The organism is Oceanospirillum maris DSM 6286, from assembly GCF_000422865.1.
GTDB lineage: Bacteria > Pseudomonadota > Gammaproteobacteria > Pseudomonadales > Halomonadaceae > Oceanospirillum > Oceanospirillum maris.
In genome coordinates this window covers 94,684-113,056 of sequence record NZ_AUGW01000003.1, presented here as the reverse complement: position 1 = coordinate 113,056, position 18,373 = coordinate 94,684, and the positions used below count along the sequence as shown (strand labels likewise).

The following is an 18,373-nucleotide window of genomic DNA, read 5'->3' as shown; positions in this document are numbered from 1 at the left end:
TCAGCCATAATTTGAGCCATCTGGGATAATCTGGCCATAGGAATAATAGAGAAGATTATGAGTTCAAGCCAACAGGATAAAGAACAAGCTCTTGCATTAGCCGGTGTTTTTCAAGCCGCAGCGCTTGTTCATCAGCTTTCCAATAAAGGTATGGTGTCTCAAGACAGCTTTGAAACCAGTATCGGCAGCATTATTGAAACCTCTCCCGATAGCACGTTAGCGGTTTATGGTGGGTCAACGGAAGGTATGGCTCTGGGTATCCGAACGTTACAGAGCTTTGTTAATAAAGAGCCTGATACCTCCGCCCATATACTGCGCTATGCCATGTCGATTCTCTATTTAGAAAAGCGCCTGCGTAAAGATCCGCAGATGCTAAGTGCCATTGGTCAGCGGCTTGAACAGGTAAAAATACAGAGCCATCATTTTTCAACAACCCATGAGAATGTGATCGCCAATATTGCCAGTCTCTACCAAGATACGATTAGCACCTTCTCTTTCCGAATCCAAGTGCAGGGCGAACCTAATATTTTGCGTCAAAACAGTAACGCAGAAAAAGTCCGCGCCCTATTGTTTGCAGGTATCCGCTCCGCGATTCTTTGGCATCAGTTGGGTGGCCGACGTTGGAAGCTTTTGTTAGGCCGCAAGAAAATCTCACGGGCACTGGATGAGATTTCCCGCCACTAGAAATTTCCAGTAGCTAAATATTTAGTTGCTACGAACGAACTGGTTTTGTTAAAGAAACTATTCCAGCAAATTATTAGAGCAATCTAGCCTGTAATAAACTTCTGTTTCAGGTATGATTGGCTCTTTCTCAAAATCCGCTTATTAAGAGAGCAGTAACAACGATGCAGCTTTCCAGTCTTACCGCAATATCCCCCGTTGATGGCCGTTACGGCTCTAAGACCGCTGACCTGCGCCCTTGGGTGAGTGAATTTGGTCTGATCCGTGCCCGTGTTGAAGTTGAAATCCGCTGGTTACAGCGTTTAGCCGATCACGATCAAATCACTGAAGTACCTGCATTAAGCGCAGAAGCTAACCAGTTACTGAATGATCTTGTGGCGAACTTCTCCGAAGCCGACGCTCAGTGTATTAAAGATATCGAACGTACAACCAACCACGATGTAAAAGCGGTTGAGTACTTTATCAAAGAGCGCATCGAAACCAATGCTGAGTTACAAGCGATTACTGAATTTGTTCATTTCGCATGTACCTCTGAAGACATCAACAACTTGTCTCACGCCCTGATGTTAAAAGGTGCTTTGGACAACGTTATGTTGCCGAGCATGAAGGAAGTAGTTGAAGCGATTCGTGCCGTTGCCTTAGCTAATGCTGAGCAACCTATGCTGTCTCGCACCCACGGCCAAACCGCGTCTCCTACGACTGTTGGTAAAGAGATGGCGAATGTGGCCGCGCGCCTGCAACGCCAAATCAAGCAAGTTGAAGCCGTAGAGTTACTGGGTAAAATTAATGGTGCCGTTGGTAATTATAACGCTCACCTATCGGCTTACCCTGCAATCGACTGGCAAACCAACGCTCAAGTCTTTGTGGAAAGCTTAGGCTTGACCTTTAACCCTTACACCACTCAGATTGAACCGCACGATTACATCGCAGAATTATTTGATGCTATTGCGCGTTTTAACACTATCTTGATCGATTTTAATCGTGATGTTTGGGGTTATATCTCTCTGGGTTACTTCAAGCAGCGTACGATTGCTGGTGAAGTTGGTTCTTCGACGATGCCCCATAAAGTTAACCCGATTGACTTTGAAAACTCTGAAGGCAACTTGGGGATCGCAAACGCAATTATGCAGCATTTGGCGGCTAAGCTACCGGTATCTCGCTGGCAGCGCGACCTAACCGATTCTACGGTTCTGCGTAACCTAGGGGTTGGTTTTGGTCAATCGCTTATCGCGTATCAGTCTTCCTTGAAAGGTATCAGCAAACTGCAAACCAATGCAGAGCGCTTGGATGCGGACTTGGAAAACAGCTGGGAAGTCTTGGCTGAGCCGATTCAGACCGTTATGCGTCGTTACAATATTGAAAAGCCCTACGAGAAGCTGAAAGAGCTAACCCGTGGTAAAGCGATCACGAAAGAGACGCTGCAAGAGTTTGTACAAACTCTGGATATGCCACAGGAAGCCAAAGATGAGTTGATGCAGCTAACACCGCATAACTACATCGGCAATGCTATCGATCAGGCTAAGGCTATCTAAGCGGTTTTTTTACCTTATATTCGCTGGCGCTTTACCCTACAAGAGAAGGCCCTGATATTTGTCAGGGCCTTTTTCTTTGGCTTGTGTTTCTCTATAGCGCATACGTTATCTTGGCAAAATCATTCAAGTATCTGGACACTATCATGTTACAACTCCCTGAAAGCCTGCTGGGCTCTATCAGCTATGAAGAATTTCTGCGGGATTACTGGCAGAAGAAGCCTTTGTTTATCAAAAATGCGATTCCTGACTTTGAATCCCCGATTGATGAGCATGAGCTAGCGGGTCTTGCCCTGGAAGAGCAGGTTGAGTCTCGCTTGGTGATGGAAACTGGCCCAAACGGTGAAAAATGGCACCTAGAGAACGGCCCTTTTAAAGAGGATCGTTTTAACAGTCTACCTGAAAGCCATTGGACACTGCTGGTACAAGCGGTTGATCACTATGTACCAGAAGTGGCGGCATTGATGGAAGCCTTCGACTTTATCCCAAGCTGGCGAGTTGATGACATTATGATCAGTTATGCGCCCAAAGAGGGGAGTGTTGGGCCACATCTGGATTATTATGATGTCTTCCTACTGCAAGCCCAAGGCTCTCGTCGCTGGCAAATCGGCGGTTTTGCCGATGATAAAACGCCATTTATTCCTGATGTAGCTCTGCGTATCTTGCAAGAATTTGATGCGATGGAAACCTTTGTCTGCGAACCCGGTGACCTGCTCTATCTTCCGCCGCAACTGGCCCACTATGGTGTATCGCAAACCGATGATTGCATGACGTGGTCTGTGGGTTTTCGCGCGCCCTCTGCCGACGAGATTGTAACGTCGCTTGCGGACTTTATTGGTGAGTCTCTGTGCGAAGATGACCGTTATAAAGACCCCGACCTTACACTGCAGGCCCATACCAGCGAGATTAGTGACGAGGCTATTGCACGGGTTAAGGCTATTATTACGGAAAAACTGTCCAATGAAGCCACGATTAAGGCTTGGTTTGGCCGCTATATGACACAACCCAAATACCATGACCAGCTTATTGCCGCAGAAAAACCATTAACGGAAGCTGAGTTGATCAAAGAAATGGCTCAAGGTGTGGTGATTTGTATCAGTGAAGGTAGTCGTTTAGCCTTCTCTGAAGCAGAAAATGGCCTTTTATTATTCGCTGATGGTGATGGATTTGATGTTTCTGTTGCCGATAAGCTGATTTTGTTGCGTTTAACGGAGCAAAAATCTCTGGACGAAAGTGAATTATATTCATCTTCAAATGATTTTATCGGAATTATTTTGGAACTGTTAAATCGTGGTACTCTTTATTTGAGTGACTAAACCATTGTAGACAGTCACAGGGATCGTCCTGTGACTGTCACTAACCTCTTAAAACAGATCAACAAAATCTACCTCTCCCCTATTAAGCAATAAACGATAATACCCCGTAAACATGGGCTTAAAATGGCCTATCACTCCCCTGTGCCTAAAAAAAGACAAGGCTCTATTCTTGTTACACCTTAAGATTGTCGACAATCCTGTGATAATCACGTTGAAAATAGGCGTCATCATACGGTCATTCTTGAAAGTAAAACTACAACACTGGTGCGGTGCAGCATGCAAAATAGATTAAAACGGTAGTCTGACTACAGGAATCAATTTGTAGTTTCTTTACAACGACTTATATAGCCCAAAGTAGCGTTTGCAAAGGGTTTGCTGCTTGAGGCATAGTAAAAACACACCAACGGCAAACGCTCGTTTTAAGCGCTGGATAAATTTTAACTTAGGCTTATTCAGCCAAAGTTAAAGGCACTATCTTTTAAGACGGCAACGATTGCTGATGTGATCAAGCAAAGAAAGATCGACACAATTTGCTTACAAATGATCGCAGGCACATATACATGGCCTGCTTTGACGGCACATCGAAGCAGAACAAAGAATACCTAAGCATTCAGGCACAAAGTTGATAACCAAACTTTGGATGCTTTAGGCAACAAAACCTAACAGGCACACTCTGTAGAGGATTAAGCATGTCTACTTACACTCAAGATATCGACGCAGTAGCAAAACTGAAAGAAACTAACGGCTCTCCTTGGAACGCGATCAACCCAGAATCTGTTGCACGTATGCGTGCCCAGAACAAATTCAAAACAGGTCTGGATATCGCTAAGTACACTGCCGGCATCATGCGTCGTGACATGGCTGAGTTCGATAAAGATAAAGCCAAGTACACCCAGTCTCTAGGCTGCTGGCATGGTTTTGTAGGTCAGCAAAAATTGATCTCTATCAAAAAACACTTCGGCACAACTGAACGTAAATACCTATATCTTTCTGGCTGGATGGTTGCGGCACTACGTTCTGAGTTTGGTCCTCTTCCTGACCAATCTATGCACGAAAAGACAACGGTAGCGGCTCTGGTTAAAGAACTTTACACCTTCCTACGTCAAGCGGATGCCCGTGAATTGGGTGGTTTGTTCCGTGAACTGGATGCGGCTCGTGAAGCCGGTGATTCTGCTCTGGAAGCACAAATCCAAGACAAAATCGACAACTACGAAACTCACGTTGTACCGATTATTGCCGATATCGATGCCGGTTTTGGTAACGCTGAAGCAACGTACCTAATGGCTAAGCAGATGATCGAAGCCGGTGCTTGCTGCCTGCAGATCGAAAACCAAGTTGCTGATGAGAAGCAGTGTGGCCACCAGGACGGTAAAGTAACCGTACCGCACGCTGATTTCCACGCTAAGCTACGCGCTCTGCGTTATGCCTTCTTAGAGCTAGGTGTTGATGATGGCCTGATCGTTGCTCGTACTGACTCTGAAGGTGCCGGCCTAACTAAAGAGATCGCTGTTGTACGTGAACCAGGTGATCAAGGTGACGTATATAACTCCTTCCTGGATGTTGAAGAAGTTGCTCCAGAAGATACTGCTGAAGGTGACGTACTGATCAGCCGTAATGGTAAGCTGGTTCGTCCTAAGCGCCTAGCTTCTGGTTTATATCAGTTCCGTCAGGGTACTGGCCACGAGCGTTGCGTATTTGACTGTATCGAAGCGATTAATGCCGGTGCAGATTTGCTTTGGATCGAAACGGCTGTACCGACGGTTCATGAAATCAAAGAGATGATGGATGGCGTACGTAAAGTACATCCTGATGCGAAACTGGTTTACAACAACTCGCCTTCTTTCAACTGGACGCTGAACTTCCGCCAGCAGGCTTACGATGCATGGGTTGAAGCGGGTAAAGACGTTTCTGCCTACGATCGTGCAGACCTAATGAACGCTAAGTATGACGACACTGAGCTGTCTGCTGAAGCTGATGCCCGTGTACGTACCTTCCAAGCGGATTGCTCACGTGAAGCGAACGTATTCCATCACCTGATCACTCTGCCGACGTACCACACCACTGCACTGTCCGTGGACAATTTGGCTAAAGAGTACTTCGGTGACGCAGGTATGCTGGGTTATGTTGAAGGTGTACAGCGTAAAGAGATCCGTCAAGGTATCGCTTGTGTGAAACACCAGAACATGTCCGGTTCTGACATGGGTGATGATCACAAAGAATACTACGCCGGTGAAGCAGCGCTTAAAGCGGGCGGTGCGAAAAACACCTCTAACCAGTTCAACTAAGTTGAACAGGCTTTAAGTACGCAATCTGATGATCGCTCAAGTGATCATCAGATTGACGGTACGGCTTGAAATAAAAGGCGGCCCCTTGCAATAAGGTGTCGCCTTTTTTTATAAACAGATTTTCTACGTTAGAATGGCAAGCTGCTTTCACCTTAAACTGACTAAGTGATTTGAATATGACAAATACACCTGCCTTCCTTAAAGATGCTCAAACACAATTAACCGAACAAGGGTTTATAACCGGCCGTACTTGGTATCACGGGACATCATCTGCGCTAGTCGATGCCATTACAGCGCAAGGCTTAAAGCGTTCCGGTGATCAGGCTTTAAGAGATGCAGCTAAAAAAACGATGGCGACCATTGGTAATGACTACACGGAAACCACGGAGCCTGTTTTTCTGACCCCCAGTAAAGAGCTTGCGTATTACTGGGCCGAACAAGCCGTTCGTAACCGCAGCGTACGTATTGAAGGCGAGGAAACCCCTGTTGTTCTAGCGGTAACACTACCGGAAGCCCAGAACAGCCGAGTAAAACCCGATGTTGGTGCTGCCAGCCTACTCTTGCTTAGTGAAGGGGAGCGCTACATGGCCTATCTGGCCGGTATCTATCAGAATAATGGCTTTGGTGTGCCTGAAATCGACTTGATGAAAGCTGATCGTATGGACTACTTAACCCTGCTTGGTATGGCGTATATTGATGAGGATATTGATGGAGCTTGCCTGAGCATCGTTGCCGACTGATCTGGTGTGGCGACCTACCGTTATACGAGATTTACAGCCTTGCGGTGCGCAGGTACAACCTGCGCCCTACTGGAATATGACGTTAAGCTAAAGGCTTATTTAAGCGCTTAATCCCCTTGACGGTTTTGTCTGGGCTTAGTCACAATCTTTACGGAAAGCATCATGCCCTTTTTTAGAGGCCTTTTTAACCTCGGCTAGCAGCGGCTTAATCGCACTGTTGTCATCACCGGCCTGCTTTAGCTCGTATAGTAGTTCGACAAGCTTATCCATTCCTTCCTGATAGCGCACAATATTAACTGAGGTTTCCGACTGGCTTTCGTATTTAAGCGGCATCAGGGTGCGTGCATTTTTGGAGTCAGCAATTAGCTCATTTAGATGCTTTTGCATGGTCTTTTGGTCGGATTGTTTAAAGCCTTTGACGTAACCCTTTAGATCATCTTTCATTGATTTCATTAGATCGCCAAGTTCGGTGTCTTCACAATGCTCGGCATGGGCAAATACTTCTGTACTGGTTAGTAGCATCAAGGTGGCGCTGGTAGCAAAAATGAGTCGGCGAATTCTTTTTATCATGGTTGTCTTCCTACTTTTCTAATATAAGCGGCATAAAAGCACTTTCAATTCATCACGTTATAACAGATATTAATTAGAAACACTGTTTCTGTTCTGTATTGAAATTTGCTCAAACAATCACATGCAAAAAAATGCATCCCATCTTAGTGCGGCCATATGACTAAAAATCAACTCGCACCATCTTTAAATAATAGAAATAGACACCAGCCTGCCATTAACTCATCGGATTTACTGTCTCGCTGCATCTATAACATTAAATGCTGAATTTGAGGCTGGGGCTAATGGGAAAGGGTTGAGATATATATCGCAGCGCACAAAAAATAGGTATTACCATTCGCTTTTCTCCCGCTAGGGGGTATGATACTGCGTTTTGTTGCCCGCAAGAGTGTTGCATTCTAATGAATGAGATACTCATCAATTTAGATAGAGGCAAAGGTTTAAATAGAGGCAGGGGCTTAAATTTTTATGGCCTAGCTTTTAGGTAGGCTTTTATTTAAGGCGGTGCTCATGGATGAGATACGGTAGGGCTTAGTGCGAGTCGTTATAAAAAGGGGAAGAGTTCATTATGTTTAGATCTATTGCGCTTTGGTTCAGCCAGCAAGCGGCAGCGACAAAAAGACAAGCCCTTCACTTAAAAAATAAAACGTTGGCTTTAAGGCATCTTATTTTAGTCTTAGCCTGCGTCGCTACAGTGATAACCTTACTTAATGGCTTTTACGTCAATTATCAGGTGCAAAAAAAGCAGCTGATCCAGCACTCTCTTGATAGTAACTACGCCTATGCTGTTAAACTCGCCTCTGCGACAGGGCGCTTTTTGAGTACGGCTAAACAGCAATTGGCCTATGCTGCCAGCAATATCCAGCTCCATATTTATGATTCCCAGTATCTTGATAACGAAGCGAACCGCTTACGCTTACAGACGGATAGTTTTAACTCGATCGTTATCGCCAATAATACGGGTTTTGTGCTATCGACTTCCCCTGATACGCTGGACATTAAAGGCCGGCAACTCAAATCACAGGGGGCTCTGCAAGCCATTAAAGAGAAACGCCCCTTAATTAGTGCGCCTTATATTTCGGCAAGCAATAATCTTTTAATTTTTATTTCGCACCCACTTTACGATACAGAGAGTAACTATATCGGTTACGTCGGGGGATCTATATATCTAAAGAAGCATAGTATTCTTGATGATATGCTTGGTACTCACTACTATAAAGACGGCTCCTATATTTATGTTGTGGATCAAGATCGACGCATTATTTACCATCCTGACAGCCATCGTATCGGTTCTATCGTTAATGATAATAGTGTTATTGACTATGTGCTGGATGGCAAGCAAGGCTCCACAGCCACGATTAATAGTCAAGGTGTTGAGATGCTTGCAGGGTATGCACCTATACCTCTTTCCAATTGGGGGGTTGTTACTCAGCGACCCGTTAACGCGACATTAGCCTCTCTGGATGACTTAATGGGGCAAGTTCTTTACCGTACGCTACCCCTAAGCGTTGTGACATTTCTATTGATATGGCTGTTGGCTCGAATGATTGCTCGACCATTGCAGCAGTTGGCTGATACCGCAAAAACAATGGATCGGCCCAATACTCATTTGAAGCTAAACAACGTACGGTCTTGGTATTTTGAAAGTGCTGAGTTAAAGCAGGCCATGTTAAAAGGCATCGGCTTGTTACACTCCCAGATTGGTCAGTTACGCCATGATGCTTCAACAGATCCCCTGACAGGTGTTTTTAACCGCCGTAGTCTTGACCTGTTGCTGAGCAAGCTTGAAGCTAAACACACTCCTTTCTCGGTGCTGGCTTTGGATATTGACCACTTTAAGAAAGTGAATGATACCTACGGCCATAGCGTTGGCGATAAAGCGTTAATCAAACTGTCTGAAACGATGACACAGCTTAGCCGAGAGCAGGATATTGTTGCCAGAACTGGGGGGGAAGAATTCGTATTGATTTTGCCTGGACTATTGTCGGAGACAGCACTGCCTATTGCAGAGCGTTTACGGGAACAAGTTGCCCAGATGATTATACCGAATATCGGTTCTATTCATGTTTCCATCGGTATTTCCAGCTATACCAAGGGGCTGTGTTCCAGTAAGCAGATCTTAAAGCAAGCAGACCAAGCTCTTTATGAGGCTAAGCATCAAGGGCGAAATCGCTGTGTTGTTTTTGAGTCTACTATTGCTGAGGCCTAATGCGGTGTAGATGCTTAAGGTTGCTTAGGTGACAATAGAAATGGCGGTGCGCTAAGCATTTTCTCTGGGGTAAAAAATAGCGTCACGTGCCCCAGTTCAAAGCCCCATTTACTCATGGTGGCACGATTGATCATGATACCGTTGGGCTGCAGAAGCATTTGGTCGTCGAAGTTAACACGCCATGTTCTTTCGCCTACTTTTAAATTCATGGTGTATTTCCAGTTTAAGGTGTTACCTTTAATTCGTCCCTTTGCATCACCAATAATCTCACCAAAGGCCCCTTTATAGCAGGCATTGTCATGTTTATGGATGATCCATGTTCGAGTCTCTGTCTCCTGGTCGTCATAAAGAAAATATTCATGAAGGGTTAGGATTTCACCGTCCCAGTGGCCATCAACCTGAACAGTAAACTGACGTCTTACCTTGCCAAAGCGATCTTCAAACAAGCCCCATGCATAGGTTCTCCCCTGAAAGTATTCCTCCAACGACCAAGAGTATTGTTCGCTAGGGTCGTTGTTTCTCACATCTATAGAATGAGTATGGTTGTTCATAGCAGAGTGGCCATTTGTCGAATCTGTATCTCTATACGCTTGGCATGACTAGCCAGATCACTGATTTCACTCATTGCCCTGCGACATTTTGCTACGAAGCAAAAGCTCCCGTTTACGATGCTAAAAGGGCATAATGCTTCTTATATTCTTTTTATATTCAGAGTGTTAATGCCATTTCTGGTATCAGCTATCGCCGTTTATCGTTATTCGTGAAGAGCCTTATCGCCTTATGTATCAACCCTTGCCACTTTCAACCCCGGGCCGTAATTTGATCCGCTTAACGCTAATTAGAGGTATTGCATGGACAGGCTTTCTTATGGCGGTGATTATCGGTACCGAGGTATTGAAAATTCACCTCTTGGCGGTGCCTCTCATTCTTGTCATTATTGTTATGGCTGGACTGAATATGCTGACGTGGTGGCGTCTAGGGTTACCTTATCGAGTGACCGATTCAGAGTATTTATTTCATTTGTTGGCCGATATTATCGGCCTAAGCTTGTTCTTTTATTACTCTGGTGGTGCGAACAATCCTTTTATCTCTTATTTTCTCGTACCCCTAACGATTAGCGCTGCAACGTTACCTTGGATTTTTACGTGGATTATTGCGGCTGCAATTCTGAGCTCTTACACCTTCCTAATGCAGTTTTATATTGTCGTGCCAGAGTTAACCCATGTCGGGGCGGGTATTAATTTACACTTACTGGGCATGTGGCTTAACTTTCTACTTTCTACCGGCTTAATCACAACCTTTGTTTTTAAAATGGCCCACACATTGCGTCATCGGGAAAAGATGCTTGGGGATGTTCGAGAAAAAGTATTGAGGGATGAACAAATTCTAGCGGTTGCAACTCAAGCCGCAGGGACGGCCCATGAGCTAGGCACGCCTTTATCAACTCTCGCTGTTATGCTGAAGGACCTTAGCCGAGAGTACCCTGATGATTTGATGTTGCAGGATGATTTAGCCCTAATGCGTCAGCAGGTTGACCGTTGCAAGGCTAAGCTGCAATTATTAACCCAGCAGGCTGAAATTGATAAAATCACTTGTATTCCTATATGCCATTTTATAACCCCTATTATTGATGATTGGAAAGTGTTAAGGCCTAGTATTAAGTTCAGCCTTGACTGCCCCGCCATAGAACCTATGCCGCTTATTGAAAGTGATAAAACCCTTGAACAGGCATTGTTGAACCTATTAAATAACGCTGCAGATGCAAGCCCTGATAAGGTCGATATTACGGTTCGATGGCATGGGGCTGAGTGTATTCTCCGTATTCGAGATTACGGTCCCGGCATTGATCCAGATGTAGCCAGTCAGCTGGGTGAAACGTTTGTCAGTACAAAAGAGGAAGGTATGGGCATTGGTCTATTTTTGACCCACGCTACAATTAACCGGTTTAAGGGGACGGTGCGACTGTATAATATGAAAAGTGCAGATACTGCCTTAGGCCAAGCATCGAACAAAGAGGGCGGTACCTTAACCGAAGTTACTCTTCCGCTACTCAAGCATCTTCCCGAACATCTGACAGAACATCTTCCACCATTAAAATAAGAGGATACCGGCAATGAGCAGCCAACCCCTACAGAATAATATTTTTCTGATTGTGGATGACGATCCTGTTTTTACTCAGGTGATGTCACGCTCTTTGACGCGTCGCGGATATCAAACGCTTGTTGCGGATTCCGCCGAAGCCGCGTTACCCCTTATCGAACAGCATAAACCGGCGTTTGCCACCCTTGACCTTAAGATGGAAGGTGATACGGGTTTAATTCTACTGCCTCGTCTATTGGAGCTTGCGCCAGAGTGCAAAGTCATTATCTTGACGGGTTACTCTAGTATTGCCACCGCTGTGGAAGCGATTAAATTAGGTGCTGTTAACTACCTGCCAAAACCCGTGGATACCGATGAGATTTTAGCGGCACTTCAACAAACAAGCGCTAATCCAGATCATGCTATTGCAGACAAACCTATGAGTGTGAACCGCCTGACATGGGAGCATATTCAGAAGGTGCTCAACGAGAACGATGGCAATATTTCAGCCACCGCCCGTCAGTTAGGTATGCATCGGCGCACCTTGCAGCGCAAACTACAAAAACGCCCTGTTCGTGAATAGAGCTGTTTGAAACGTATTAACAAAGACGGCTTTCGATAATGAAAGAAGCCGTCTAGGCTAAGGGGGTGTCTTAAGGCGACATTAACGCCTGTTCTACTAGAGCAACCCACAAACCCAGAGCAATAAATACCGAGCTGGCCCCTAGGCGAATCCATTTTAACGGGAGTTTATCCACGGCTAAATGGCCAATAGCAACGACAGGAACATTCGCCAGCATCATACCAACGGTTGTTCCTATCACGACCCAAAACAGCGATTCAAACTGAGCGCCAAGAATAACGGTCGCAACCTGTGTTTTATCGCCAATCTCTGCAATAAAGAACAATATTAATGTCGCCACAAAAGCGCCGTATTGGTCAAAAGAACTCCCGTTATCGTCATCTATTTTGTCGGGGATTAAAATCCAAAGACCTACCGCAATAAACGAACCACCAACAACCCAGTTTAACCATTCTCCGGTAAGCCAGTCCGCTGCATACGCACCTAACCATGCTGCAATACCGTGGTTGGCTAAAGTTGCTACCAAAATACCCCAGATAATCGGCCAAGGTTTACGAAAACGAGAAATCAATAAGAAGGAAAGCAGTTGTGTTTTATCGCCAATTTCTGCGAAAGCAACTGATAAAGTAGAAAAAAGAAAAGCATCCACATGATTCACTTTAGAGGCCGGTAGAGAATAAACACTATGACACATCACGCTGCTCCGGCCTCGGTTCAGCATGTTGTGTCACAGGTCTCGTCAGGCAATATTGGCGATTCAATATTACTGTCTACACCATGGCCGTGGGGGCCAACTATGTTGATGTAAACCTCTGCGTATAGAAGAGCGACTACTCCCCCGGGACGGCGCAGATAATATCAAAAAGAGCGCGGTTTACCAATATCTATTACTTTGGATTATCGGCTTTTACTGATCATCAAAGTAACGGTGATAATCAAAACTTTGGGTCCACTGGGGTTTAAATACCATTAAAGAGCTTAGCAACATACCATTAACCACGGCTTCAGGGGGCAGGATCACCGGGAGAAAAAGAAAATACTCGCTGGAGATACGGGCGAAATCATAATCGGAAGAACCAAGCCAAAGAATTAGCATCAATGAAAGACCTGACGCCAAGGCCGTTATTGCGCTACCAAAAAAGCATCCGACAAAAAGCACCACAAAGAAATTATTCGGCAGCTTCTCATCAACCCAGCGATAAATAAAGTGGCTGGCGGCGATGGGGACAACGGCGGAGATGAGTACATTAACACCAAAAAGCTCGAATGGTGCCTTACCTGTCCAGGTTAATCCTGTAAGGGCCAATACTGAGGCTAATAGTGCAAAGGGCCATCGAAACATAACGGTTAGCGTCATCGCCATTAAAAAGTGCAAACTAACCAGTGGCGTAATGTCTGCTTTTAATTGCCACAGGAGCGTGACAAAGACCGTTGCACCAAGATACAGGTGTTGGAATTCTTGGTCAGCAAAGAGTTGTTTCCACTGAGCATGACGAAGCGCTTGAATAATCGCAAGCAAAGCGATACCGCTTGCCACTCCTATCCATAAACTATCGATGCCTGATGATGAAAAATTCATAGTGTCCTTTGTCGTCTCGGTAGTGGATTTTAGTCATAGGTTTCAGTCGCGCAACATAGTCATTTAATAATGATGCTAGAAAGTCAACACCAAACCGCCTAACCTAGCTAAAAGGCTTCGCCCACTTGGAAATAAATATTGAAACCGTCAGCTTCAGCATTACCTAGAGCATCGCTATAACCTAAATCGAGTCTCAGATTAATACGCTGTTCTTTACTTAGGGAGTATCGACCACCTACGCCAACGGCGTATTTTAATTCAGAGGCGGTTATCTCATTCGCCGAAGGAAAGACATCTCCCAAGCCTGCAAACATTGCCATACCCCAACTATCATTCAAAATTCGACGCCATTCAACTTGGCCTGAAAGTGCTAGCTCATCACGATAACGATCTTGCAGTACTCCCCGTAAACTTTTAGCACCCCCAAGGGACGGTAGGCTATCAAAAGGCACTTGGCCGCTAGCGGCTTTAATACTGCCTTGGAAAGCCAGTACAGAAACCGTATCTAGAGAAATAAAGCGACGGTGCTCCAGCTCAAATTTGGTGAAGTCATAATCACTCCCCCAGGATGTATCGTAACGCATCAAGCTTGCTTCACTAAACACGCCACTCTGGCTATAAAAACTACTGTTGCGAGTATCTCGCTTTAACTGAATACCAAGGCCTACTTGGAGAGAATCAAGTGACTCGCCATTATCGGCAAGAACTCCTTTAAGCTGGGTGGCTTCTGATAAATCGGTGTATTCAAGAGTTTTCAGCTGTACCTGTGGGCCAAGGTAGCTGTTTGGTAATACACTCCAGCCGGATTTAAAACGAATATCGATAAACTTAGATTGATAATTTTCTTCGGAAGAGGCCTTACTATCACTACCAAAACCATAACTAGAATCAAATGATTTACCCAAGGATATTGATGGCTCTAACAGCAAATTACCGTTACTACGATAAAGGCTCGAACTTAGAGCCAGCATTACTTGCCCTTTCTGGGAAATAAAACCAAAGGTGCGAGCGGTGTCGTTTTTATTTTCTCCTGCCTCTGGATTCGGTATAACCCATATAATCGCGGCCCCACCTGCAAAACCTGTATCCGGCGTGCTAAACGCGATAGGAATAACAATACGCTCAGACTCTTCAGCGAGGACATAGGTGCTTGCCAATATAGCTGTTGCCGAAGCTATGGTTATAATGCGTGCAGTTGCTGCAGATATAGAGAGAAACATGAGTGGTGAATTCCTTTTGGTGGTCAGATCCTAATACTACGTGGCTGCCATTCTATTAGTGCACGACGTTAGTTAAAAGGCCTATGTGCTTTTGAAAACCACAAAAAAGCCCGCTTTAAGGCGGGCTTATCATCAGGTTAAAAAACTTACACGCGACGTACTTTAAACTTACGGCCTTTAATCGGGCTTTCCGTTAAATGGTTAAGTGCCTGTTTGGCAACGCTGCGCTCGACAGCGACGTAGGCGTTAAAGTCGTTAATGTCAATTTTTCCCACTTGGCTACCGCTAATGCCACCGGCACTGGTCAGTGCGCCGAGTAGATCACCGGGGCGGACTTTGCTTCTTTTGCCGCCATCAATGGCGAGGGTTACCATGCTAGGTTCGCGGTGGCCGCTCATATCCCCATCATGCAGCTCATCACTGCTGGAAGGCTTAATCTCTACCTGCATCTGATCGGCGATATCGGCTAGCTTATAGCTCTCTTTTTCGGTATACAGGCTGATGGCTAGACCTGATTTTCCCGCGCGTCCAGTACGACCGATACGGTGTACATGTACTTCGGAGTCTCGGGTTAGGTCAAAGTTGATAACCATCGGTAGGTCATCAATATCTAAGCCTCGTGCGGCGACATCGGTGGCGATCAGTACGTGAGTGCTTCGGTTCGCAAATTTAATCAACACCTGATCACGGTCACGCTGTTCCATATCACCGTGCAGTTCCTGAGCATAATAATGCTGATCTTTTAGCATGGCGGCTAAATCGGCACAGGTTTGTTTGGTGTTGCAGAAGATCACGGCGTGTTCTGGCTGATAATGCCCTAGCACTTGCAGAAGTAAGTCTTCTTTTTCTGCGCCACGTTCTACCGAGTAGAATTTCTGACTGATATTCAGTGGGGATTGTATGGATTCCGCTTCAACCATCACCGGCTTATTCTGGTAGCGGCTGCTGATTTTTTTGATGGTGTCGGGATAGGTCGCAGAGAATAGCAGGGTTTGGCGCTGTGCAGGTGTTTGTTCTAAAATGCCTTCCATTGATTCCGCAAAGCCCATATCCAACATACGATCAGCTTCATCCAGTACGACCGTATTCACACGACTTAAATCCAACGTGCCCTTACGCAGATGATCTTGAATACGCCCCGGCGTACCCACAACAATATGAGTACCATGCTCTAATGAACCAATTTGTGGGCCAATTGGCATACCGCCACACAGGGTTATGATTTTAATGTTGTGCTGATAGCGAGCTAGTTTACGCAGCTCTTTGGCGACTTGTCCGGCCAGTTCCCGAGTCGGGCACATAACAAGCGTTTGGCAGGCGAAAGAACGCACATTCAGCTTTTCCAACAAGCCGATACCGAAGGCGGCGGTTTTACCACTACCGGTTTTGGCTTTGGCGATTAGGTCTTTACCCTCAAGAATTAGCGGTAAGCTTTTTTCTTGAATAGGGGTCATACGCACATAACCCAAATCAGTTAGGTTTTGTACTTGGGCGGTCGGCAGATTAAGGCTGGAAAAGGCACTATCAGTCACGGAGATCTCAACTAAATAAATATAGAGGGTGGCCAAGCCTGTTATTAGGCTGACTCAATGGTGGGCAGTATAACACTCAATGATAAACAGTATAACAAGGGCTGATGGGTAATCGTGATCTTATGGCGTAATAGAGCGGCTAGGGATGATGGGGCTTTCAGGGCGAGCTAAATGATCTACTAATTAATCAAATTACTTATATTGTTTAGATTGATTGGAATCAAACCCAGCGCCAGAATTTCGCAACCGCAATAATCAGCACGTGCTGATAAGCTAAGACTCACGCCTAAACGTATTAGGCGATTCATAATAAATGATGAGAAGGTGAGGAAATTTTATGTCAGAACGTCCCGTTTTAAAAATTACCCAGCAGATTGATAACGAACGCACCTGCACCAACCACCTGTTGTTTCCTGCGGGCGGTGAAAGCCAGTGGCATCGTCATGAGCGCGATTACGTGATTGTGCCTATGCAGAACTGTGTGCTGCATATTGATACTGGCGAAGGTGCTAAGCCTGTAGAGATGAAAGCTGGTGAATGCTACTACCGTCCTGTTGGTGTTGAGCACAACGTGCTAAACAATAGCGATGAAGATATCGTGTTAATTGAAGTTGAAATGAAGTAGCTCACAGACTCCAAAGCAACCGTTCAGAGTGTTTAGCTGAACGGTTGTTTGGTTGCCTATTTCTTCAATAAATAAAAGTGCTTTTTACCCCGTTGTAATAACCAGTACTGATCAAATAACGCGAAAAAATGCCCTAGTGCTTTATCTTCCGCAGGTTCACCGTTAATCCGAATGGCTCCTGCTTTGATTAGGTCGCGAGCCTTGGTAAGGGAGCTGGCGAACTGGCTTTTAACCAATACATTGGCAACCGTTTCATGAGGATCAATACGAACACAAGGTAGACCATCCAATTCTAATTGCTGGAACTCTTCTAAGGTGAGTTCTTGCACGCCTGCATCTGAAGAGAAGAGCGCTTGACTCATTCGCTGGGCACTTTGCAATGCGGCCTTGCCGTGTACAAATTCGGTGATCTGTTCAGCTAATATTCGTTGCGCAATAGGCTTGTGGTTAGAGCTTTTATCGCACTGTTTAATCGATGCTATCTGCTCTGGCGTTAAAAAAGTGTAGTAACCCAGCATAGGGTAAACATCGCTGTCTGCGATATTCAGCCAGAATTGATAAAAGCTATACGGTGATGTTTTTTTAGCATCCAGCCAAACCGTGCCAGTCTCCGTTTTACCAAACTTGGTACCATCGCTTTTGGTGATTAAGGGCAGAGTTAAGCCATCAACTTTAGCTTGGTTAATACGCCGTGTTAGGTCGATACCACTAACAATATTGCCCCATTGATCATTGCCACCAATCTGTAGTGTGCAGCTATGATCACGGTTTAGCCGCACAAAATCATAAGACTGCAGCAGGGTGTAGCTAAATTCAGTAAAGGAGATGCCAACATCGGGGCGCTCTAAACGTTGTTTAACGGATTCACGCCGCATCATTTCGTTCACCGAGAAGTGTTTACCGATATCTCGAAAAAACGCAATAATATTAATATCACGAAACCAGTCGTTATTATTCACCAACTTAAGCTCACATCCCAAGTGCGGTCGCATTAGCTGTTCTATTTGGCTTTCCAGTTCACCGGCAAAACCTGCAACAGTGTCCAAGGTGTTTAATGTGCGTTCTGTGGCTTTAAAACTAGGATCACCAATGGCACCGGTAGCGCCGCCTACTAGTGCGATCACATTATGCCCTGCATCGTAAAACCGCTTTAACATTAACAGAGGTACTAGGTGGCCAATATGCAAACTACCCGCGGTGGGATCAAAGCCGCAGTAAACGGTTTGTGGATGTTGTAAAAAATCTTTTAGGGTGTCAGCGTTAGAGGTCTGGGCGATAAGGCCGCGTAGGTTTAGATCATCAAATAAACTCATAACATTCCATTCTGTATAATGCCGGCAATTAGCCGTTAGATCACAATGGTGGAAAGCTTATGTGCTGATGCCCCTAAGGCCGATATCCCTATAGGGATAGATTTCATTAATAGCG

Annotated in this window: 16 protein-coding genes and 1 riboswitch; of the genes, 9 read left to right on the top strand and 7 right to left on the bottom strand. The window is 45.3% G+C overall.

From position 1 onward, the window contains the following. The first annotated feature begins 57 nt into the window (after positions 1–57). The 5 genes from hflD to G517_RS0100470 all read left to right on the top strand — a co-directional run bounded on the left by hflD (position 58) and on the right by G517_RS0100470 (position 6,551). On the top strand, positions 58–684 hold the full coding sequence (gene hflD, locus G517_RS0100495; protein ID WP_028302761.1) for a high frequency lysogenization protein HflD: 627 nt from the start codon (positions 58–60) through the stop codon (positions 682–684). A 161-nt stretch (positions 685–845) separates the two neighbouring features. Beyond that, entirely contained in the window at positions 846–2,213 is a 1,368-nt protein-coding gene (purB, locus tag G517_RS0100490) for an adenylosuccinate lyase (RefSeq protein WP_028302760.1), read from the top strand. A gap of 143 nt (positions 2,214–2,356) precedes the next feature. Continuing rightward, positions 2,357–3,526 (top strand): cupin domain-containing protein, encoded by a 1,170-nt coding sequence (locus G517_RS0100485; protein ID WP_028302759.1) that lies wholly within the window; start codon positions 2,357–2,359, stop codon positions 3,524–3,526. Between the two features lie 689 nt (positions 3,527–4,215). Next, positions 4,216–5,811 (top strand): isocitrate lyase, encoded by a 1,596-nt coding sequence (locus G517_RS0100480; protein ID WP_028302758.1) that lies wholly within the window; start codon positions 4,216–4,218, stop codon positions 5,809–5,811. Positions 5,812–5,987: 176 nt separating this feature from the next. Next, a complete protein-coding gene (locus G517_RS0100470; RefSeq protein ID WP_028302757.1) occupies positions 5,988–6,551 on the top strand; it encodes a hypothetical protein in 564 nt (187 codons plus the stop codon). A 135-nt stretch (positions 6,552–6,686) separates the two neighbouring features. Here the strand turns inward: G517_RS0100470 and G517_RS0100465 are convergent, their stop codons facing one another. Then, complete coding sequence (locus tag G517_RS0100465; protein WP_028302756.1) at positions 6,687–7,121, bottom strand: cytochrome b562; 435 nt, start codon at positions 7,119–7,121, stop codon at positions 6,687–6,689. Positions 7,122–7,686: 565 nt separating this feature from the next. On the opposite strand from G517_RS0100465, the gene G517_RS0100460 reads away from it, so the two are divergent. Further along, a complete protein-coding gene (locus G517_RS0100460; protein ID WP_084631988.1) occupies positions 7,687–9,327 on the top strand; it encodes a sensor domain-containing diguanylate cyclase in 1,641 nt (546 codons plus the stop codon). 14 nt (positions 9,328–9,341) lie between these two features. On the opposite strand, the gene G517_RS17170 is transcribed toward G517_RS0100460, so the two are convergent. After that, positions 9,342–9,878: a DUF3833 domain-containing protein gene (locus G517_RS17170; protein WP_036589967.1), complete on the bottom strand. Its 537-nt coding sequence runs from the start codon at positions 9,876–9,878 to the stop codon at positions 9,342–9,344. Positions 9,879–10,107: 229 nt separating this feature from the next. Between G517_RS17170 and G517_RS17165 the strand changes: the two genes are divergently transcribed. After that, positions 10,108–11,427 (top strand): ATP-binding protein, encoded by a 1,320-nt coding sequence (locus G517_RS17165; RefSeq protein WP_051205773.1) that lies wholly within the window; start codon positions 10,108–10,110, stop codon positions 11,425–11,427. Positions 11,428–11,440: 13 nt separating this feature from the next. After that, entirely contained in the window at positions 11,441–11,989 is a 549-nt protein-coding gene (locus G517_RS0100445) for a response regulator transcription factor (RefSeq protein WP_028302754.1), read from the top strand. A 70-nt stretch (positions 11,990–12,059) separates the two neighbouring features. On the opposite strand, the gene G517_RS0100440 is transcribed toward G517_RS0100445, so the two are convergent. The 4 genes from G517_RS0100440 to dbpA all read right to left on the bottom strand — a co-directional run bounded on the left by G517_RS0100440 (position 12,060) and on the right by dbpA (position 16,320). Beyond that, complete coding sequence (locus tag G517_RS0100440; RefSeq protein ID WP_245543155.1) at positions 12,060–12,683, bottom strand: TMEM165/GDT1 family protein; 624 nt, start codon at positions 12,681–12,683, stop codon at positions 12,060–12,062. A gap of 47 nt (positions 12,684–12,730) precedes the next feature. Then, positions 12,731–12,842, bottom strand: a riboswitch (yybP-ykoY riboswitch). A gap of 54 nt (positions 12,843–12,896) precedes the next feature. Next, positions 12,897–13,568 (bottom strand): energy-coupling factor ABC transporter permease, encoded by a 672-nt coding sequence (locus G517_RS0100435; RefSeq protein WP_028302752.1) that lies wholly within the window; start codon positions 13,566–13,568, stop codon positions 12,897–12,899. A gap of 107 nt (positions 13,569–13,675) precedes the next feature. Further along, positions 13,676–14,788 (bottom strand): BamA/TamA family outer membrane protein, encoded by a 1,113-nt coding sequence (locus G517_RS0100430; protein ID WP_028302751.1) that lies wholly within the window; start codon positions 14,786–14,788, stop codon positions 13,676–13,678. Positions 14,789–14,934: 146 nt separating this feature from the next. Then, positions 14,935–16,320 carry an ATP-dependent RNA helicase DbpA gene (dbpA, locus tag G517_RS0100425; protein ID WP_028302750.1) on the bottom strand — a complete coding sequence of 462 codons (1,386 nt, stop codon included), beginning with the start codon at positions 16,318–16,320 and terminating at the stop codon, positions 14,935–14,937. Between the two features lie 337 nt (positions 16,321–16,657). On the opposite strand from dbpA, the gene G517_RS0100420 reads away from it, so the two are divergent. Further along, positions 16,658–16,945: a cupin domain-containing protein gene (locus G517_RS0100420; protein WP_028302749.1), complete on the top strand. Its 288-nt coding sequence runs from the start codon at positions 16,658–16,660 to the stop codon at positions 16,943–16,945. A 56-nt stretch (positions 16,946–17,001) separates the two neighbouring features. Here the strand turns inward: G517_RS0100420 and tyrS are convergent, their stop codons facing one another. Continuing rightward, positions 17,002–18,258 carry a tyrosine--tRNA ligase gene (tyrS, locus tag G517_RS0100415; protein ID WP_028302748.1) on the bottom strand — a complete coding sequence of 419 codons (1,257 nt, stop codon included), beginning with the start codon at positions 18,256–18,258 and terminating at the stop codon, positions 17,002–17,004. Positions 18,259–18,373: the final 115 nt, after the last annotated feature.